The organism is Modicisalibacter sp. 'Wilcox' (assembly GCF_010993675.1).
GTDB classification, from domain to species: Bacteria; Pseudomonadota; Gammaproteobacteria; order Pseudomonadales; family Halomonadaceae; genus Modicisalibacter; species Modicisalibacter tunisiensis.
The window spans coordinates 122,475-140,811 of sequence record NZ_WNXF01000007.1 but is presented as its reverse complement, the minus strand read 5'-3'; the positions used below and the strand labels follow the sequence as shown (position 1 = coordinate 140,811).

18 protein-coding genes are annotated in these 18,337 nt (G+C 68.2%); 15 read left to right on the top strand and 3 right to left on the bottom strand.

The window, feature by feature from the left end; all coding sequences use genetic code 11:
* Positions 1-30 precede the first annotated feature (30 nt).
* A complete protein-coding gene (locus tag G7A98_RS08690; protein WP_163649268.1) occupies positions 31-978 on the bottom strand; it encodes an AEC family transporter in 948 nt (315 codons plus the stop codon).
* Positions 979-1,018: 40 nt separating this feature from the next.
* Positions 1,019-1,810, bottom strand: coding sequence for an IclR family transcriptional regulator C-terminal domain-containing protein (locus G7A98_RS08685; protein WP_163649267.1), 792 nt, complete (start codon positions 1,808-1,810; stop codon positions 1,019-1,021).
* A gap of 136 nt (positions 1,811-1,946) precedes the next feature.
* On the opposite strand from G7A98_RS08685, the gene G7A98_RS08680 reads away from it, so the two are divergent.
* From G7A98_RS08680 to pcaQ, 10 genes are all read left to right on the top strand, one after another.
* Complete coding sequence (locus G7A98_RS08680) at positions 1,947-3,284, top strand: adenylosuccinate lyase family protein (RefSeq protein WP_163649266.1); 1,338 nt, start codon at positions 1,947-1,949, stop codon at positions 3,282-3,284.
* A gap of 161 nt (positions 3,285-3,445) precedes the next feature.
* Complete coding sequence (locus G7A98_RS08675; protein WP_163649265.1) at positions 3,446-4,264, top strand: CoA transferase subunit A; 819 nt, start codon at positions 3,446-3,448, stop codon at positions 4,262-4,264.
* Positions 4,264-5,037, top strand: a complete 774-nt coding sequence (locus G7A98_RS08670; RefSeq protein WP_163649264.1) for a CoA-transferase subunit beta — start codon at positions 4,264-4,266, stop codon at positions 5,035-5,037. The genes G7A98_RS08675 and G7A98_RS08670 overlap by 1 nt, the downstream gene beginning before the upstream one ends.
* A 3-nt stretch (positions 5,038-5,040) precedes the next feature.
* Positions 5,041-6,246, top strand: a complete 1,206-nt coding sequence (gene pcaF / locus G7A98_RS08665) for a 3-oxoadipyl-CoA thiolase (protein WP_163649263.1) — start codon at positions 5,041-5,043, stop codon at positions 6,244-6,246.
* A 42-nt stretch (positions 6,247-6,288) separates the two neighbouring features.
* On the top strand, positions 6,289-7,605 hold the full coding sequence (locus G7A98_RS08660) for a TIGR00366 family protein (protein ID WP_163649262.1): 1,317 nt from the start codon (positions 6,289-6,291) through the stop codon (positions 7,603-7,605).
* Positions 7,606-7,629: 24 nt separating this feature from the next.
* Entirely contained in the window at positions 7,630-8,814 is a 1,185-nt protein-coding gene (locus tag G7A98_RS08655) for an alpha/beta fold hydrolase (RefSeq protein ID WP_163649261.1), read from the top strand.
* A gap of 308 nt (positions 8,815-9,122) precedes the next feature.
* Complete coding sequence (locus tag G7A98_RS08650; RefSeq protein WP_163649260.1) at positions 9,123-10,142, top strand: TRAP transporter substrate-binding protein; 1,020 nt, start codon at positions 9,123-9,125, stop codon at positions 10,140-10,142.
* Positions 10,143-10,156: 14 nt separating this feature from the next.
* Positions 10,157-10,675, top strand: a complete 519-nt coding sequence (locus G7A98_RS08645; RefSeq protein ID WP_163649259.1) for a TRAP transporter small permease subunit — start codon at positions 10,157-10,159, stop codon at positions 10,673-10,675.
* Positions 10,672-11,964, top strand: coding sequence for a TRAP transporter large permease (locus G7A98_RS08640; protein WP_163649258.1), 1,293 nt, complete (start codon positions 10,672-10,674; stop codon positions 11,962-11,964). The genes G7A98_RS08645 and G7A98_RS08640 overlap by 4 nt, the downstream gene beginning before the upstream one ends.
* Before the next feature lie 119 nt (positions 11,965-12,083).
* A complete protein-coding gene (pcaQ, locus tag G7A98_RS08635) occupies positions 12,084-12,998 on the top strand; it encodes a pca operon transcription factor PcaQ (RefSeq protein ID WP_163649257.1) in 915 nt (304 codons plus the stop codon).
* 17 nt (positions 12,999-13,015) lie between these two features.
* On the opposite strand, the gene G7A98_RS08630 is transcribed toward pcaQ, so the two are convergent.
* Positions 13,016-13,264: a hypothetical protein gene (locus tag G7A98_RS08630; protein WP_163649256.1), complete on the bottom strand. Its 249-nt coding sequence runs from the start codon at positions 13,262-13,264 to the stop codon at positions 13,016-13,018.
* A 209-nt stretch (positions 13,265-13,473) separates the two neighbouring features.
* On the opposite strand from G7A98_RS08630, the gene pcaH reads away from it, so the two are divergent.
* The 5 genes from pcaH (at position 13,474) to G7A98_RS08605 (ending at position 18,308) form a co-directional block, all read left to right on the top strand.
* Complete coding sequence (gene pcaH / locus G7A98_RS08625; protein ID WP_163649255.1) at positions 13,474-14,211, top strand: protocatechuate 3,4-dioxygenase subunit beta; 738 nt, start codon at positions 13,474-13,476, stop codon at positions 14,209-14,211.
* Between the two features lie 4 nt (positions 14,212-14,215).
* Positions 14,216-14,845, top strand: a complete 630-nt coding sequence (pcaG, locus tag G7A98_RS08620; protein ID WP_163649254.1) for a protocatechuate 3,4-dioxygenase subunit alpha — start codon at positions 14,216-14,218, stop codon at positions 14,843-14,845.
* Between the two features lie 320 nt (positions 14,846-15,165).
* Positions 15,166-16,305, top strand: a complete 1,140-nt coding sequence (locus G7A98_RS08615; RefSeq protein ID WP_163649253.1) for a GlxA family transcriptional regulator — start codon at positions 15,166-15,168, stop codon at positions 16,303-16,305.
* Positions 16,306-16,557: 252 nt separating this feature from the next.
* Positions 16,558-17,262 carry a monofunctional biosynthetic peptidoglycan transglycosylase gene (mtgA, locus tag G7A98_RS08610; RefSeq protein ID WP_163649252.1) on the top strand — a complete coding sequence of 235 codons (705 nt, stop codon included), beginning with the start codon at positions 16,558-16,560 and terminating at the stop codon, positions 17,260-17,262.
* Positions 17,263-17,378: 116 nt separating this feature from the next.
* On the top strand, positions 17,379-18,308 hold the full coding sequence (locus tag G7A98_RS08605; protein ID WP_163649251.1) for a Gfo/Idh/MocA family oxidoreductase: 930 nt from the start codon (positions 17,379-17,381) through the stop codon (positions 18,306-18,308).
* Positions 18,309-18,337 lie beyond the last annotated feature (29 nt).

The following is an 18,337-nucleotide window of genomic DNA, read 5'->3' as shown; positions in this document are numbered from 1 at the left end:
GTCATGAAGAAGTCAGGGGGGCGTCGCCTGTCAGGCGAGCGGCAGCTGGTAGGCCTCGAGCAGCCACAGCAGGGCGCTGATGGTGACGAACGACAGCAGCGTGCCCAGCATCAGGGCCGCAGTGCACACCTCGCCGTGGCCGTAACGCTGGCCGAGGAGCGGATAGATGCTGATCATCGGCGCGCTGGCGATCACGACCGCAGCCGTGGCCAGGGCGGGATCGATGGGCGGCAGCCACCAGAGCAGCAGGAAAATGATGAGCGGATGGAGCAGCAGCTTGCCGGTCACCACCTGGGCGACATCGCCGAGCATGCCGCCGATGCGCAGCCCGTAGAGGGTGCCACCGATCACGAACAGGGCGGTCGGTGCGGCGGCGGTGGCCAGCATGTCGATGGTGCGCGAGATCGGCGCGGGCAGGCTGATGCCGCTGAGTGCTGCCAGGATGCCGGCAAAGATGCCGATCAGAATCGGGTTGCGGGTCAGCCGGACCGCGGTACGGCGCAGGGCGGTGAAGAAGGAGACCCCGGTCTGGCGGCTCGCCTCGCCCAGGGCCAGGGCGGTGGGGATGATCAGCAGGTTCTCGACCATCATGTTCAGGGCCAGCGCGATCACCGCGCTCGAGCCCACCACCATCGCGGCCACGGGGTAGCCGATGAAGCCGCTGTTGGCCGCCGACATGCCCAGGGCCAGGATCCCGCTTTCGCCCAGCGGCTTGCCACGATGGCGGGCCAGCAGCCAGGCACCCAGGAACAGGATGGCCGAACCACCGCCGTAGGCGGCGAGATAGACGGGATTGAAGACCTCGTCCAGCGGGCGCTGGACGAGGGCGCGGAAGATCAGGGCCGGCAGTGCGAAGTTGATCACGAAGCCGCTCAGGCCCTGGACCTGCTCCTTGCTGAACAGGCGCAGCATGACCGCCAGGAAGCCGATGCCGATGAGCAGGAAGATGGGCGTGGTGATGGCGAGGATATCGAGCATGTCGATTACCGGAGCCAGCCCCGAGGGCCGGGCCGCGCTCTCAACTGACCTGCATGGCGATCTGGTGCGCCTTTTCCTGCAGCAGCGGCAGGAAGCGTTCCGTCAGCGTGGCCAGGTCGATACGAGCGGCGTTGGTGCTGACGTTGATCGCGCCGAGCAGCCGGCCGTGGGCGTCGAAGGTCGGCACGGCCAGCGAGCGCAGGCCGGAGTCGAGCTCCTGGTCGACGATACAGTAGCCCTGCTCGCGGACCCGGCGCAGGCAGTCGCGCAGCTCGCGCTTGTCGGTGATGGTGTGCTCGGTGTGTCGCTCCAGCGTCACCGTCTCGAGCAGGGCGTCGAGCTCCTCGTCGGGCAGTTGCGCGAGCAGCACGCGGCCCATCGAGGTCAGCACGGCCGGCAGGCGGGTGCCGACCGCCAGGGTGATGGCCATGAGGCGGTGCGGCGCCGCCGAGCGGCCGACGTAGATCACGTCGCTGCCATCGAGCACGCCCAGCGACGACGACTCGCCGGTTTCCCGGGTGATGTCCTCCAGGTGCTGCTGAATCACCGTGCGGTAGTTGTTGGCCGACAGGTAGGCGTAGCCGAGCTGCAGCGTGCGCGGGGCCAGCTCGAAGTGGCGGTGCTGCTTGCGCACATAGCCCAGGGCGTTGAGCGTGAGCAGAAAGCGCCGGGCACGGGCCCGGTTCATGCCGGTGCGGGCGGCGACCTCGCTCAGCGTCATGCGCGGATGTTCCTGGTCGAAGGCAAGAATCACGTCCAGGCCGCTGGCCAGTGCGGTCACGAAGTCCCGGTCGTCGGGGCTGAGGCGTTCGTCCTTCGGCTGTGTGGTCATCGTCGTGGCGCCACCTTGATCCTGTTGCGTTGCTCGGTTGGAAGCCTGACTCTAGCATAGAGTTCGAAATGCGAACACGTGTCCGCCGATGCGCCATTGGTGGTAGAGCGTGGATGCCAGCCGACGGAGATACCCCATGTACGAACAGCTGTTACGTCATCCCTTCACGAGCGCCGGCGGGCGCGACCATTGCCGGGCCGAGGACCTGATCGCGGCGATGCGCGCGGTGGAGCTGGCGCTGGCCGCCGAGCAGGAGAACCTGGGCCTGCTGCCCGCGGGGACGGCCGAGGCGCTCGATCGGCATCTGGCCCTCGACGCCTTCGACCTCGAGGCGCTGGCGGCCGACACCGTCAAGGGCGGCAATCCGGCGATTCCCTTCGTCAAGCAGGCCAGGGCCGCGCTGCCCGATGCATTGAAGCCGCATTTCCACCGCGGGGCGACCAGTCAGGACATCGTCGACAGCGCGCTGATGCTCGTGCTCAAGCCGCGCCTGACGCGCTGCCGACGCCTGCTGACGGAGACCACCGCCGCCGGCCGGGCCTTGATGACGGATCACCGTGACACGGCGATGGTCGGCCGCACGCTGATGCAGCAGGCGCTGCCGATCACCTTCGGCGCCAAGGTCGGCCAGTGGCTGTGGGGGCTCCACCAGGCCGGCGAGCGCCTGAACGCGGTACTTGCCGAGGGGCTCTATGTGCAGTTCGGCGGCGCGGTGGGCGTGCATTCGGGCCTCGACGACAGCGGCGTGGCGATCATGACCGGCATGGCGCGACGCCTGGGGCTGGCCGAACCCTGGCTGCCCTGGCACACCGACCGTCAGCCGATCCATGCGCTGGGCTGCGCCCTCGACGCCGTGGCGGTGGCCGCCGAGAAGATCGCGCTGGATGTCGCCCTGATGACCCAGACCGAGATCGGTGAACTCGCCGAGCCCGCCGAGGCCGGGGTCGGTGAATCCTCGTCGATGCCCCACAAGCGCAACCCCGTGGGCTGTGCCCGCATCCGCGCCGCCGCCCGCCAGATCCATGGCGCACTGAACGTGCTGGCCAGCGCCGGTGCGCAACCGCTCGAGCGCGGCCTGGGCGAATGGCATGCCGAGTGGGCGCCGCTGCTCGATGCGGTGCTGCTGCTCGAGGGCGCGCTCGAGACCCTGCACCATCTGCTCGCCGGCCTCGAGGTCCATCCCGAGGCGATGGCCCGCAACCTGGCGGTCACCGGCGGGGCGATCATGGCCGAGCCGGCGGCACGCGTGCTGCAGGGCGTGCTGGCCGGCGACGAGGCCCGCCGCGTCGCCCGCGAGGCCTCGGAGGTCGCGCGTCGTGACGGCGTGGCCTACGCCGAGGCGCTGCTGGCCCACGACCGGGTGGCAGGCAGCGGCATCGACGCCGAGGCACTGCGGCAGGCGGTGCGCCCGGAATTATACATTGGTAGTAGTCGACAGCTCGTCGAACGCGTGCTCGCGCGGCTCGGCGGCTGACAAGTGCTTGTTCCCCCTGGGGATCGGCGAGCCCCACGGCGGCGCGGAGGCGGGGCGTGCGGTGCCGGTCGGTTTGACGCATCGCGCTCGCGGGATTATTTTGTTCGTATCACAAACCCATGTTCACTCACCGAACATTGAGCATCGAGAGAGGCGACATCATGGCCGAAGTTCTCAGCCTGCATGACGCGGTGGCCCGTTACGTCGAGGACGGCGCCACCGTCGCCATGGAAGGCTTCACCCACCTGATTCCCTTCGCCGCCGGCCACGAGATCATCCGCCAGGGCAAGCGCGACCTGACCCTGGTGCGCATGACCCCGGACCTGATCTACGACCAGCTGATCGGCGCCGGCTGCGTGAAGAAGCTGATCTTCTCCTGGGGCGGCAACCCCGGCGTGGGCTCGCTGCACCGCCTGCGCGACGCCGTCGAGAAGGGCTACCCGCACAAGGTCGAGATCCTCGAGCACAGCCACGCCGCCATGGCCTGCGCCTACGAGGCCGGCGCCGCCGGCCTGCCGCTGGCGGTGCTGCGCGGCTACATCGGCAGCGACCTGCCCAAGGTCAACGACCAGATCAAGTTCATCGAGTGCCCGTTCACCGGCGAGCGGCTCGCCGCGGTGCCGTCGATCCGCCCCGACGTCAGCGTGGTCCACGCCCAGAAGGCCGATCGCAAGGGCAACGTGCTGGTCGAGGGCATCGTCGGCGTGCAGAAGGAAGCGGTGCTGGCGGCAAGGCACAGCATCGTCACCGTCGAGGAAATCGTCGACGACCTCGAGGCCACGCCCAACGCCTGCGTGATCCCGGGCTGGGCGATCGACGCCATCGCCGTCGCCGAGAAGGGCGCCTATCCGTCCTATGCGCACGGCTATTACCCGCGTCACAACCGCTTCTACAAGGAGTGGGACACCATCGCCCGCGACCGCGACAGCTTCAACGCCTGGCTCGAGGAAAACGTCTACAACGCCGGAGGAGCGTCCTGATGAGTCTCGAATACACTTCTGCGGAAATGATGACCGTCACCGCGGCGCGGGCGCTGGAAAACGGCACCACCTGCTTCGTCGGTATCGGCCTGCCCAGCGAGGCGGCCAACCTGGCACGCCTGACCCACGCCCCCGACGTGGTGCTGATCTACGAGTCCGGCACCCTGCAGACCAAGCCCGACGTGCTGCCGCTGTCGATCGGCGACGGCGAGCTGTGCGAGACCGCGCTGACCACCGTCTCGGTGCCGGAGATGTTCCGCTACTGGCTGCAGGGCGGCAAGATCGACGTGGGCTTCCTGGGCACCGCGCAGATCGATCGCTACTGCAACCTCAACACCACCCTGATCGGCGACTACACCGCGCCCAAGGTGCGCCTGCCGGGTGGCGGCGGGGCGCCGGAGATCGCCACCAACGCCGGTGAGGTGTTCATCACCCTCAAGCACTCCAAGCGCACCTTCGTCGACCAGGTCGACTTCGTCACCACCCTGGGCTTCGGCCGCGACGGCAAGGGCCGCGACGGCGTGCCCAACATCGGCAAGGGTCCGACCCGGGTGATCACCGACCTGTGCGTGATGAAGCCCGATCCCGAGACCAGGGAGCTGGTGGTGGTCTCGCTGCACCCGGGCGTCACCGCCGAGCAGGTCCAGGAGGCCACCGGCTGGGAGATCCGTTTCGCCGAGGCGCTCGAGACCACCGCCGAGCCCAGCGAGAAGGAACTCGAGGTGCTGCGCGAGCTGAAGGCGCGGACCGAACGCCACCATTCAGGAGAGTGAGCGATGAACGACGTCTACCTTTGCCGGCCGCTGCGTTCGCCGGTCGGCCGCTTCGGCGGCACCCTGGCCAGCGTGCGCCCCGATGACCTGGCGGCACGCCTGTTTGAGGCGGTGCTGGCCCAGCACCCCGGGGTCGATCCCGCGGCGATCGATGACGTGATCATGGGTTGCGCCAACCAGGCGGGCGAGGACAACCGCAGCGTGGCGCGCATGGCGGCGCTGCTCGCCGGGCTGCCGACCTCGGTGCCGGGCTCGACCGTCAACCGCCTGTGCGGCTCGAGCATGGACGCCATCGGTACCGCGGCGCGGGCGATCCGTGCCGGCGAGGCCGACCTGATCCTGACCGGCGGCGTGGAGTCCATGTCCCGTGCGCCCTATGTCATCGGCAAGGCCGGCTCCGCCTTCTCGCGCGGCCAGCAGATGGAGGACACCACCATCGGCTGGCGCTTCGTCAACCCGCTGATGGAGAAGCGCTACGGCACCCACTCGATGCCCGAGACCGCCGAGAACGTCGCCGAGCAGTTCAAGATCTCGCGCGAGGACCAGGACCGCTATGCCTTCCGTTCGCAGCAGCTGACCAAGGCGGCCCAGGAGTCGGGGCGGCTCGGCGAGGGGATCGTGCCGATCGAGATCCCGCGGCGCAAGCAGGAGCCGCTGATCTTCGACACCGACGAGCACCCGCGGCCCGAGACCACCCTCGAGAAGCTCGCCAAGCTGCCCACGCCGTTCCGCGAGAACGGCACCGTCACCGCCGGCAACGCCTCCGGGGTCAACGACGGCGCAGCGGCGATGTTCGTCGCCAGCGAGGCGGCGCTCAAGCGCTACGATCTGGAGCCGGTCGCGCGCATCCACGGCATGGCCACCGCCGGCGTCGAGCCGCGGATCATGGGTGTGGGTCCGGTGCCGGCGACGCGCAAGCTGCTCGACAAGCTGGGCATGAGCATCGACCAGATGGACGTGCTCGAGCTCAACGAGGCCTTCGCCGCCCAGGTGCTGGCGTGCCTGCGCGAGCTCGGCGTCGCCGACGACGACCCGCGGGTCAACCCCAACGGCGGCGCCATCGCACTCGGCCACCCGCTGGGCATGTCCGGCGCGCGGATCATCAGCTCGGCGGCCTACGAGCTGGCGCGCAGCAACCAGCGCTTCGCGCTGTGCACCATGTGCATCGGCGTGGGGCAGGGCATCGCCACGGTGATCGAGCGAGTCTGAATGGTCGCGACATAAGAAACCCCAAAAAGGAACAGTCCTCTGATGGAGGCGATTACCAACTTTTCCGTACGCATTGTGCAGCGCTATCTGCCCAGTGCCTTCGTCCTGGCGGTGATTCTCACCGCCATTGTTTTTGTGCTCGGCATGGCGGTGAGCGGCGAGTCTCCGATGGCCATGGCCAGCTACTGGGGCCAGGGCTTCTCGTCGCTGTTCAAGTTCGGCATGCAGATGGTGCTGGTGCTGTTGACCGGCTATGTGCTGGCGCTGACGCCCGTCATGCAAACGCTGCTGACCCGTCTGACACGGAATGCCAGTACCCCACGGCAGGCGTTGCTGCTGACGATCGTCGTCAGTTTCACCTGCTATTACCTGAACTGGGGGTTCGGCATGATCGCCGGGGCGATCCTGGCGCGGGAGATGGGGCGACGGGTGGCGGTGCACTTTCCGCTGATCGTCGCCGCCGCCTATGGGGGTGAACTGGTACGCGGGCCGTCGTCGTCGATCCCCCTGGTGATCGCGACGCCCGGGCATTTCATGGAGGACGCCATCGGCATCGTGCCGGTGTCCGAGACGCTGTACTCGGTCTGGAACATTGCCCTGACCCTCGGCCTGCTGGCCCTGCTGATCATTTTCTTCATGCTGCAGCGTCAGCCGAGCCGTATCGCCCGCTTCACGGCGGACGACGAGGCGGTCGATGACGAGACCCCGCAAGGAGCGGGCGGGCGGAGCTTCTCCGATCGCCTCGAACACAGCCGCGTGCCCACGCTGTTCCTGGGGCTGCTGGCGGCCGCCTACCTGGTCGGCAAGGTCGTCGAGCATGGCTTCAGCATCAACCTCAACACCATCATCCTGGTGTTCCTGGCGCTGGGGCTGATGCTGCACCATAGCCCCGCCGCCTATCTGCAGGCGGCCGAGCGCGCCGTCGGCGCGGGGCGCGGCATCATCGTCCAGTTCCCGCTGTATGCCGGTATTGCCGGCATGATGACCCATGCCGACCTGGTGACCCAGTTCTCCGAGGCGATCATCTCGCTGTCGAACTCGGCTACCTTCCCGCTGCTGACGTTCCTGTCCGCCGGCGTGGTGAACTTCTTCATCCCCTCCGGAGGCGGGCAGTGGGCGATTCAGGGGCCGATCATGATGCAGGCGGCCCATGCGCTGGGGGCGGATCCGGCACAGACCATCATGGCCTTCACCTGGGGAGACGGCTGGACAAACCAGATTCAGCCATTCTGGGCATTGCCCCTGCTGGGGGTCGCCGGTCTTTCCGCGCGTGACATCATGGGGTATCTGCTGATCTGGCTGGTGATCTCGGGTGTCACGATCGCCGGGACTTTCGTTGCATTGTCGGTTTTCGGATGAGAATCGGCTCGTGAGGAGTATGAAATGGCTTTTCTGACGATCCATGGCCGCAGCGTCGCCTACCGTCTGCTGGGCGCCGAGGCCAATCCGCTGGTGGTGATGGCGCATCCGCTGGGCATGACCCAGGCGGTGTGGGACGACGTCCTGGCGCGTCTGCTGCCGCGCTATCGGGTGCTGACCTGGGACCTGCCGGGGCACGGTGCCAGCCAGGCCTGGCCGGTCGACGGCGGCGACATCACCCCGGCCGACCTGGCCCTCGAGGCGCTGGCCCTGGCGGATCACGCCGGTGCCGAGCGCTTTCATTTCGTCGGCACCTCGATCGGCGGGGTGGTCGGCCAGCAGCTGATCGCCGCCCACGGCGAGCGGCTGCTGTCGGCGACCCTGACCAACACCGGCGCGGTGATCGGCAACGCCGAGCTGTGGAACACCCGGGCCCGGCGCGTGCGCGAGGAAGGGCTGGCGGCGATGGCCGGCGAGATCGTGCCGCGCTGGTTTGCCCCCGCCCTGGTCGAGGCCGATCCGGCGCTGAAGGCCGGCTGGTGCGTGCAGATGGGGCGTGGCGACGGCGAGTCCTACGCGCGGCTGTGCGAGATGCTGGGCCGCGACACCTTCACCGGCCAGCTGAGCGGCAAGGGCGTGGCCGTTCACCTGCTGGGCGGCAGCGAGGACGCGGCCACGCCGCCGGCGACCCTCGAGACGCTCGCCGGCGAGTGCGACGGTGCGCCGCTGACGATCTTCGACGGCGTCGGCCACGTGCCCTCGGTGGAGGCACCCGAGCGCTTCGCCGCCTCGCTGCGCGCGGCGCTGGCGGTGGACCTGGGTGACGTGGGCGCCCACGGCGTCGCTTATGCCACCGGCCTGGAGACGCGCAAGCAGGTCCTCGGCGAGGCGCACGTCGCGCGCTCGACCGACAACGCCGCCAGTCTCGATGCGCCCTTCCAGCAGATGATCACCCGGCTGGCCTGGGGCGAGCTGTGGAGCAACGACGACCTGACGCGTCGCGAGCGCAGCATGATCACCACCGGCATCCTCGCCGCGCTGGGTCGCGAGGAGCTGGAGCTGCACCTCAAGACCGCCAAGCGTATCGGCCTGAGCGAGGCCGAACTGCGGCAGGTGCTGATGCACGTGGCGATCTACGCCGGGGTGCCGGCGGCCAACCACGCCTTCGCGCTGGCCAAGCAATTGGGCTGGGGCGGCGAGCCGTGCTGATGGCTTAGCCATGCCCTGGCGCTTCACGCCAGACGCGACGCCCGACCCGATGGTCGGGCGTTCTGTTTGAGGTGACCCGCCATTACGACCAAGGTCGGGGGCGAATCTTGGGAATTGACAGGTTACCGCTTGCAATTTGCCGCTTTCACGACCGGCGAGCATGCCAGAATAGGCAGCACCGAGGAAGGTTCGCAAAACGAACTTACGTTCGTCTAATGGATAAAAGGCTCGACCTCGGTAATCCTGACGTCAATTCGACCGCCGTGTCGCCTCGACTCATCATCCAACCAACAATCAAGGGGCTAGCCATGAACCGTACTCTTGCACGCTGTCTTCTCGCGCTGTCCGTCGCCGGCCTGGCAACCGGTGCCCAGGCCGAGACCACCCTGCGTCTGTCGCACTTCTGGCCCGGGGCCTCGGCGATCAACAAGCAGCTCTTCGAGCAGTGGGCCAAGACCGTCGAGAAGGAGTCCAACGGCGAGATCAAGGTCCAGAACTTCCCCTCGCAGACCCTGAGCCAGGCCGACGAGACCTATGATGCCGCGGTCAACGGCATCGCCGATATCGGCATTACCGCGCAGGGCTACACCAATGGCCGCTTCCCGCTGAGCCAGATCGTCGAATTGCCGGGCGTGGCCGAATCGGCGCCGCAGGGGGCCTGCGTGCTGCAGACGCTCTACGACGAGAACAAGATCGCCAGCGAGTACGACGATTCTCACGTGCTGTTCATGTTCACCACCGGCCCGGGCTATATCCACACCAAGGACACCGACGTCCAGAAGCCCGGCGATCTCGAGGGGCTGCGCATCCGTCGCCCGACGGCGGTGGCCGGCGAGATTCTCAAGAACATGGGCGCGCAGCCAGTGGGCATGCCCGCACCGGACATCTACACCTCGCTGCAGCGTGGCGTGATCGATGGCCTGAGCTTCCCGTGGGAAGGCATCAAGAGCTTCCAGCTCGGCGAGCAGCTCCACTACCACACCCAGGTACCGTTCTACACGCTGATCTTCGTCGCCACCATGAACCAGAACACCTACGACCGCCTCAGCCCCGAGGCCAAGAAGGTGATCGACGCCAACTCCGGCATGAAATGGGCGCAGAAGGCCGGTGACGTGTTCGCCGCCCAGGACAAGGCGGGCAAGGCGCAGGCCGAGAAGGCCGGCGACACCATTCGCGTGATCGACAATCCGCTGCAGGATTCCGCCTGGCAGAAGCCGCTGCAGGACGGGATCGACAGCTACCTGAGCGATCTCGAATCGCGCGGTCTCGATCAGGCGCGTGATGTCTATCAGGCGGCACTCGATGCCAGCCAGGCCTGCGGCCAGTAATCCGGAGACGCAGCATGCAAGCGCTTCTGAGAACCAGTCGCTGGCTGGAGCGTCTGTGCCGGGTCATCGCCGGCGCCGCGCTCGTCGGCATGCTGGCGGTGACGGTGATCGACGTCGCCCTGCGCTACCTCTATCGCCTCAGCGACGGCGCGCTGTCGCTGAGCGTGACGGGCAGTGTCGAGCTGGTCAGTTACCTGATGCTGTTCGCGCTGCTGGCGGCCATGGCCGCCAACGTCGAGAAGGGCCAGGTGGTGGTCGAGGCCTTCAGTCACGGGCTGAGCGAGACCGTCAAGGCGCGCGTTGCCGGCGTCTATCTGCTGGGCTTCGTGGCGCTGGGCGCGGTGCTGTGCGTGGGCCTGTGGGACTCGGCGGCGAGCGCGGCGTCCCATGGTGAGACGACCCAGGATCTGCGCATTCCCATGGCGCCCATCTATTACGTCGCCGCCGGGCTGTGCGCCCTGCTCAGCCTGCGTTGTCTGCTGCACGCCGTGCTCGGCACGGTGTTCGCTCACCAGGTGGAGAGCGTCGAATGAGTAGTGAAATGATCGGGGCGCTGGGGCTGGGGCTGCTGCTGGTGCTGATGGTGCTGCGCGTGCCGGTGGCGCTGTGCATGCTGATCGTCGGCGTCGGCGGCTTCTCCCAGGTGATCTCCTGGGGGGCCGCCGTCTCGATGGTCAAGTCGGTGCCCGTCGAGGTGCTGTCGAACTACAGCTTCAGCGCGATTCCCATGTTCATCCTGATGGGCGTGCTCGCGGCGCACTCCGGCATGGCCGGCAAGCTGTTCGATTCCACGCGCACCCTGTGCGGCGGCTGGAAGGGCGGCCTGGCGATCGCCGCGGTCGGCTCGTGCGGGATGTTCTCGGCGATCTCCGGCTCGTCGCTGGCCACCGCCAGCACCATGACCCGCGTGGCGCTGCCCGAGATGGAACGCCTCGGCTACAACCGCGGCCTGGCCACCGGCGCGCTGGCCGCCGGCGGCACCCTGGGCATCATGATTCCGCCGAGCATCGCCCTGCTGATCTACGCCATCCTCACCGAGCAGTCGGTGGGCGACATGTTCATCGCCGGCTTCGTGCCCGGGCTGATGGGGCTGCTGTTCTATGCCCTGACGGTGAGCATCGTGGTGCATGTCAAGCCGTCGCTGGCGGTGCCGGGCGAGCCGACCTCCTGGGGCGAGAAGCTGGCCTCGCTGGCGGGGCTGCTGCCGTTCTTCGGGGTCTTCCTGGTGATCATCCTGGGCATCTACTTCGGCCTGTTCACCCCCACCGAGGGGGCCAGCGTCGGCGCCTTCGCCACCCTGGTCTACGCCGTGGTCAAGGGGCTGCGCGGCCGGGAGCTGTGGACGGCGATCCAGGAGACCCTGGGTCTGTCGACGGTGGTGTTCTTCATGCTGGTGGGCGCCGATACCCTGGGCTACTTCATCTCGGTATCGCGGATCTCGTTCTCGATCAGCGACTTCATCTACGGGCTGTCGCTGTCGCCGATGCTGGTCGTGCTGTGCATCCTGCTGCTGTACTTCGTGCTGGGGATGTTCATGGACTCGATCGCCATGCTGGTGATCACCGTCCCGGTGGTGTTCCCGATCATCCAGACGCTGGGCATCGACCCGATCTGGTTCGGCATCGTCACCGTGCTGACCGTGGAGCTGGGGCTGATCACGCCGCCGGTGGGCATGAACGTCTTCGTCATCAAGGCGATGGCGCCGCATGTGCGGCTCGGCGAGATCTTCCGCGGCGTGTCGCCGTTCATCGCCTCCGACTTCGTGCGCCTGGCGCTGCTGATCCTGTTCCCGGCCCTGACGACCTACCTGTTGACCGTGTAGCCGGTTGTCGTCGCCACTCTGCCGCCGCCGGCCTCCGGGTCGCGGCGGTTTTCGGTCGGCTGACCCGGCCCCGCGGCTGGGGTAAAGTCGGGGCCCGTCCGTCGAGGGGCTCGTCGCTCATGCTCAATCCGCGCGTCAAGCTGCGTCACCTGCAGGCCTTTCTCGAGCTGGCCAAGCGGCGCAGCTTCGTGCGCGCCGCCGAGAGCCTGTCGATCTCGCAGCCGGCGCTCTCCAAGGCGATTCGCGAGCTCGAGGATCACCTCGGCACGCCGCTGTTCGAGCGCAGCCCGCAGGGGGTGTCGCTCAATCAGGCCGGGCTGACCCTGCTGCGCCACGCCGGGCCGGCGCTGCGTGCGCTGGACGAGGGCATCACGGCGATCGGCGACGCTCAGGGGGGCGAGCGGCGCATCCGGGTCGGCGCCCTGTCCACGGTGGAGAGCCGCTTCCTGCCGCAGGCCATCGAGCGCCTGCATGCCCGGCACGACGATATCGGCGTGCGGGTGGTCGACGGCCCCAGCGCCTACCTGCTGTCGCGACTGCGCGCCGGCGAGCTCGACCTGGTGGTGGGGCGCATGACCGAGGCCCGGGAGATCCGCGACCTGACCTTCGAACACCTCTACTACGAGCCGCTGGTGGTGGTGGTGCGCGCCGGCCATGCGTTGTCGTCCAGCCGGACGCCGCCGCTGCAGCGGCTCGGCGAGTTTCCCTGGGTGCTGCCGCCGCCGCAGACCACGCTGCGTCAGCAGGTCGACAGCTTCTGCGTGCGCCAGGCGCTGGCCTTGCCGGGCCGGGTGCTGGAGACGCTCTCGCTGGCCGTCAGCCGCCGCTACGTGCTGGACAGCGACGCCCTGTGGGTCGCCCCTCGCGAGGCGGTGATCGAGGACGTCGCGGCCGGGCGACTGGCGGTGCTGGAGGTGGGGCTGGAACGCCAGGGCGGCTCGGTCGGCCTGTGCATCAACGCCAGCCTGCGCCCCTCGCTGGCCCTGGAGGCGTTCTGCGAGATGCTGCGCGAGGTGGCGGCAGCGTATCGTTGAGTGCCCGGGGCGTCGCGTCACACGTACTCGGGATCGCTCGTCCTCACCGTCACGGCTTCCGCCTCGCCCGGCACCGTGATCGAGAACTCGCCGTTGCCCAGGTAGGTGGCGACATGCCCGTCATGGGTGCGGAAGCTCGGCAGCCCGCCCCGGGTGGCGCCATGCGCATGCAGGGGGCCGAGCTCGCGGGCATCGTCGAACACGTCGATCATGTACTCACGGCCCAGGTCGTCGAAGGCCATGATGGTTTTCTCGTGATGGGGCATGAGGGTCGTCTCCCGATCGGATTTTCACGCTGTCAGCGATAGGTCTAGCAGGCCGGCGCGGCGCTGACGAGGGGTCTTGTGCATCGGGCCATAACCCATGGGTTATGGTGGCGGCCCGAGATTTCATTTCCCCTCGGGCGAGGCCGCGGCGAGACTGGGCGACGCCTGTACCCCGAGGGGTACTCCACCGACTTCACGAGACGCCAGCCATGCAAGACTCCGACAATCAGCGCTTCGTGCCCCGTGACCGCAACTGGCACCCGCCTGCCTATGCGCCGGGCTACAAGACCAGCGTGCCGCGTTCGCCGAATCAGGCGCTGGTCAGCCTGCAGCATCCCAGCCGCAGCGAGCTGACCGGGCCCCGCTTCGAGGCGCTGCGCCTGGGGCCGCACGACAACGATCTGCTGATGAACTACCGCGAGGGCCAGGGGCAGGACGGTCTGCCGATCGGCGAACGTATCGTCATGTTCGGCCGCGTCGTCGACCAGTTCGGCAAGCCGGTGCCGCATACCCTGGTGGAAATGTGGCAGGCCAACGCCGGCGGCCGCTATCGCCACAAGAAGGACGGCTACCTGGCGCCGCTCGACCCCAACTTCGGCGGCGTCGGGCGCTGCCTGACCGATGCACAGGGCTGGTATCACTTCCGCACCGTCCGCCCGGGCCCCTATCCGTGGCCCAACGATCCCAACTCCTGGCGCCCGGCGCACATCCACGTCTCGGTGATGGGGCCGGCGATCGCCACGCGCCTGATCACCCAGATGTACTTCGAGGGCGACCCGCTGATTCCGCGCTGCCCGATCGTCCAGACCCTCGGCGACCCCGAGGCCGTGGACACGCTGACCGGCCGCCTGGACATGGCGCGCAGTCGGCCGATGGACTACCTGGCCTATCGTTTCGACATCGTCACGCGCGGCGAGCTGCAGACCTACTTCGAGAATCAGGGGTGACATCATGAGCCAACAACCGACCCGTGAAGGCGGCCTGCTGTACCGCGAGACACCGTCGCAGACCGCGGGCCCCTACGTGCACATCGGCCTGGCGCTGGATGTCGCCGGGCTGCCGCTGCGTGACGAGGAGATCTGGAACCGCCTGGCCGCGCCGGAGGCCGAGGGCGAGGTGATCGAGCTGGTCGGCACGGTGATCGACGGCAACGGCGATCCGGTGCGCGATGCTTTCATCGAAGCCTGGCAGGCCGACGCCAATGGCAACTTCCAGCCGGACTTCGACCTGCGCAAGCCGTTCAACAGCTTCGGACGTTCCGCCACCACCGCCGACGGTGACAGCGAGTGGTCCTTCACCACCGTCAAGCCGGGGCGCGTGCCGGCCGCCAACGGCAAGCCGATGGCACCGCACGTCTGCCTGGCGGTGTTCGCCCGCGGGATCAACATCCACCTCAACACGCGGCTGTACTTCGACGACGAGGCCGAGGCCAATGCCGCCTGCCCGGTGCTCAACGCCGTCGAGTCGCCGGCCCGGCGCGAGACGCTGATCGCCCGGCGCGAGGAGGCCGACGGCAAGGTTCGCTATCGTCTCGACATCCGCCTGCAGGGCGAGGGGGAAACGGTCTTCTTCGACATCTGAGGCGAAGCGATCACCAACCCGGCATTCCTTGCGGCCCGGCGCCCTTCGGCGTCGGGCCGTGTCGTCATGCATGACGACTGTCTCATCACGACAGGCGAAACGACCTCGCAATGCCAATTTGCGACATCGATGTCGTTTCTGCGTGCGTTCCTCCCGGCCTATCCGCAAGAATGACCGACAGGCGGATGCCATTTTCCCCCGTTCGGGTCGTCAGGTACTCTCTCCATGTCGGCCATTGGCAACCGCTCCACAACCCACAACAAGCACAAGACGCCCCGGTATGCTCCGGGGTGAATCCGTGGATAGAGGAGAGAACCCGCATGGCATCCTCCCGGACAGCAAGCGCATCACCGACGGTCGGCCGCACCCCCACCCCCCAGACCCTGGGGTTCCTGCTGCTGGACAATTTTACCCTGATTTCCCTGGCCTCGGTGATCGAGCCGCTGCGCATGGCCAACCAGCTGGCGGGGCGCGAGCTGTATCGATGGTATACCCTGAGCGTCAACGGGGAGCCGGTGCGTGCCAGCGACGGGCTGCAGGTCACGCCGGATGCCTCGACGTCGATTCCGCTGTCGCTCGACTGGGTGGTGGTCTGCGGGGGTGTGGCACCGCATCGCAGCGTGACCCGCGAGCATATCGCCTGGCTGCAGTCCCAGGCCCGCCAGTCGCGGCGCCTGGGGTCGGTGTGCACCGGCAGCTGGGCGCTGGCCAAGGCCGGTCTGCTGGACGGCTACGAGACCAGCATCCACTGGGAGTGCCTGGCCGCGATGCAGGAGGCCTTCCCGCGCGTGCCTCTGACCACCCGGCTGTTCTCGATCGATCGCGACCGCTTCACCGCCTCCGGCGGCACCGCGCCGCTGGACATGATGCTCAACCTGATCGGCCAGGATCACGGTCGCGAGCTGGCCGCCGGCATCTCCGAGATGTTCATCTACGACCGCGTGCGCGGCGAGCAGGACCAGCAGCGCGTGCCGCTCAAGCACGTGCTGGGCACCACCCAGCCCAAGCTGCTGGAAATCGTCGCGCTGATGGAGGCCAATCTCGAGGAGCCCATCGCGCTCGATGAACTGGCCACCTACGTGGACGTGTCCCGACGCCAGCTGGAGCGGCTGTTCCAGAAGTACCTCAACTGCTCGCCGTCGCGCTATTACCTCAAGCTGCGCCTGACCCGGGCCCGGCAGCTGCTCAAGCAGACCTCGATGTCGATCATCGAGGTGGCCTCGGCCTGCGGCTTCGTGTCCACGCCGCACTTCTCGAAGTGCTACCGGGAGTACTTCGGCATGCCCCCGCGCGACGAGCGGGGCGGCATCGGCACGCGGCAGGGACGCGGCGACGACGGCGAGCGATCCCGGGTGGTGCGTCGTGCCCTGCTGGAGACGTCCCCGGAACCCATGTCGAGTGCCGTGCTGGCGCTGAACCAGGCGCAGGGCGAGCCGACCTACGCCAGCGTGCCGCTCTAGATGTGATCTCGCGGCAGGTCGTTCATCCGGCGCCTGGCCGCGGGAGCGACTTCAGTCGCGATGAAGGCGCCGCCGGGCCGTCGGTGTCGGGGGGGAATCCTCTCCCGCACGCCTTCCGGTCAGGCTGACCGGCGTGGCTGCACATGCTAATGCGAGACCCCCGGCAGGGGGGGCACGGAAGAGAGCCCTTGCCGGAGATCCGGCCCGGCCCTGTATACTGGCGCGATCCTCATTACCCGGGAACGCGCTGGCATGACAAGGGACTGGTCGCGCAGGCTGCTGCGTTACATCCTGCTGGGCCTGGCCGCCTTCGTGCTGGCCTCGCTGGCAATGGTCCTGTTCTTTCGCGTGGTGCCGGTGTTCGGTTCGATGGTGATGGTCGAACGCCAGGTGCAGGCCTGGACGGCAGGCGAGTCGCTCGACATTCAGCAGTCCTGGATGCCCTGGGAGCGGCTCTCCGACAATGCCAAGCTGGCGGTGATCGCCGGCGAGGACCAGCGCTTTCCCGACCACTTCGGCTTCGACTTCAACCAGCTGCGCAAGGCCCTCACCACCTGGCAGTCGGGCGGGGATCTGCGCGGCGCGAGTACCATCAGCCAGCAGACCGCCAAGAACCTGTTCCTGTGGACCGGGCACAGCTGGGTCCGCAAGGGGCTCGAGGCCTGGTTCACGGTGCTGCTCGAGACGCTGTGGCCCAAGCAGCGCATCCTCGAGGTCTATCTCAACATCGTCGAATGGGATGACGGTGTTTTCGGCCTCGAGGCGGCGGCCCGGCACTACTTCGGGGTTTCCGCCGACAACCTGAGCGTGCTGCAGGCCAGCCGGCTGGCGGCGATCCTGCCCAACCCGCGCGGCTGGAGCGCCTCGCGGCCCTCCGCGCATGTAATGCGTCGCAGCCGCTGGATCCGCCAGCAGATGCGCCAGCTGGGTGGCACGGCCTATCTGCAGCGGCTGTAGGCCACGATCGGCTCGATGACCGGAATGTTATCGCGGCAGGCCCGGGCGATGGCTGGCAGCCGCGACGGCGCCCCGTTATGGTGTGGCCCCTTTCGCCAATCAACGAGGCGCTTCTCATGACTGCACGCAAGATCGGCCTCGTCGGCCTGGGCAAGATCGCCCGCGATCAGCACCTGCCGGCGCTTGCCGCCAACCCCGATCTCGAGCTGGTGGCGGTGGCCAGCCCCGGCGCCGCCCTGGACGGCGTCGACGGCTTCGAGTCGCTGTCGGCGATGCTCGCGGCGCGTCCCGAGCTTGACGCGATCACCCTGTGCACGCCGCCGGGCGTGCGCCATGCGCTGGCCTCTGAGGCGCTCGCCGCGGGCAAGCCCGTGATGCTGGAAAAGCCGCCCGGTGCCACGCTCAGCGAGGTCGAACTGCTGGCCCGGCAGGCCGAGAGCGCCGGCCTGACCCTGTTCGCCAGCTGGCATTCCCGCCATGCGCCGGGGGTGGCGCCGGCCCGCGAATGGCTTGCCGACCGCGAGATCCACCGTGTGCAGATCGTGTGGAAGGAGGACGTGCGCGTCTGGCACCCCGGTCAGGAGTGGATCTTCGAGCCCGCCGGCATGGGGGTGTTCGACCCCGGCATCAACGCCCTGTCGATCGTCACCGCGATCCTCCCGCGGCCGTTCTTCCTGCGCGATGCGCTGCTGCAGGTGCCGGCCAACCGCCAGGCGCCGATCGCCGCGCAGCTGCGCTTCACGGACACCGCGGGAGCGCCGGTCGAGGCCGATCTCGACTTCCTGCAGACCGGGCCCCAGACCTGGGACATTCACGTGGAAACCGACGCCGGCCGGCTGACGCTGACGAAGGGCGGCAGCGAGCTGACGATCGCCGGCGAGTCGGTACCCGTGGGCCCGGCCGGGGAGTACCCGGCCCTGTATGCGCGTTTCGCCGAGCTGCTCGATAGCGGCGCGTCCGACGTCGACCCGGCCCCGCTGCGTCACGTCGCCGACGCCTGCCTGCTGGGGCGGCGCGAGGCGGTGGCGGCCTTTCATTTCCCCTGACATGCCAACGCCGGGCGAGTCGCCCGGCG

Bases quoted from the DNA above. Each gene is read 5' to 3' on its own strand.
- G7A98_RS08690 (WP_163649268.1), bottom strand. From the start codon at position 978: ATGCTCGATATCCTCGCCATCACCACGCCCATCTTCCTGCTCATCGGC.
- G7A98_RS08685 (WP_163649267.1), bottom strand. From the start codon at position 1,810: ATGACCACACAGCCGAAGGACGAACGCCTCAGCCCCGACGACCGGGAC.
- G7A98_RS08680 (WP_163649266.1), top strand. From the start codon at position 1,947: ATGTACGAACAGCTGTTACGTCATCCCTTCACGAGCGCCGGCGGGCGC.
- G7A98_RS08675 (WP_163649265.1), top strand. From the start codon at position 3,446: ATGGCCGAAGTTCTCAGCCTGCATGACGCGGTGGCCCGTTACGTCGAG.
- G7A98_RS08670 (WP_163649264.1), top strand. From the start codon at position 4,264: ATGAGTCTCGAATACACTTCTGCGGAAATGATGACCGTCACCGCGGCG.
- pcaF (WP_163649263.1), top strand. From the start codon at position 5,041: ATGAACGACGTCTACCTTTGCCGGCCGCTGCGTTCGCCGGTCGGCCGC.
- G7A98_RS08660 (WP_163649262.1), top strand. From the start codon at position 6,289: ATGGAGGCGATTACCAACTTTTCCGTACGCATTGTGCAGCGCTATCTG.
- G7A98_RS08655 (WP_163649261.1), top strand. From the start codon at position 7,630: ATGGCTTTTCTGACGATCCATGGCCGCAGCGTCGCCTACCGTCTGCTG.
- G7A98_RS08650 (WP_163649260.1), top strand. From the start codon at position 9,123: ATGAACCGTACTCTTGCACGCTGTCTTCTCGCGCTGTCCGTCGCCGGC.
- G7A98_RS08645 (WP_163649259.1), top strand. From the start codon at position 10,157: ATGCAAGCGCTTCTGAGAACCAGTCGCTGGCTGGAGCGTCTGTGCCGG.
- G7A98_RS08640 (WP_163649258.1), top strand. From the start codon at position 10,672: ATGAGTAGTGAAATGATCGGGGCGCTGGGGCTGGGGCTGCTGCTGGTG.
- pcaQ (WP_163649257.1), top strand. From the start codon at position 12,084: ATGCTCAATCCGCGCGTCAAGCTGCGTCACCTGCAGGCCTTTCTCGAG.
- G7A98_RS08630 (WP_163649256.1), bottom strand. From the start codon at position 13,264: ATGCCCCATCACGAGAAAACCATCATGGCCTTCGACGACCTGGGCCGT.
- pcaH (WP_163649255.1), top strand. From the start codon at position 13,474: ATGCAAGACTCCGACAATCAGCGCTTCGTGCCCCGTGACCGCAACTGG.
- pcaG (WP_163649254.1), top strand. From the start codon at position 14,216: ATGAGCCAACAACCGACCCGTGAAGGCGGCCTGCTGTACCGCGAGACA.
- G7A98_RS08615 (WP_163649253.1), top strand. From the start codon at position 15,166: ATGGCATCCTCCCGGACAGCAAGCGCATCACCGACGGTCGGCCGCACC.
- mtgA (WP_163649252.1), top strand. From the start codon at position 16,558: ATGACAAGGGACTGGTCGCGCAGGCTGCTGCGTTACATCCTGCTGGGC.
- G7A98_RS08605 (WP_163649251.1), top strand. From the start codon at position 17,379: ATGACTGCACGCAAGATCGGCCTCGTCGGCCTGGGCAAGATCGCCCGC.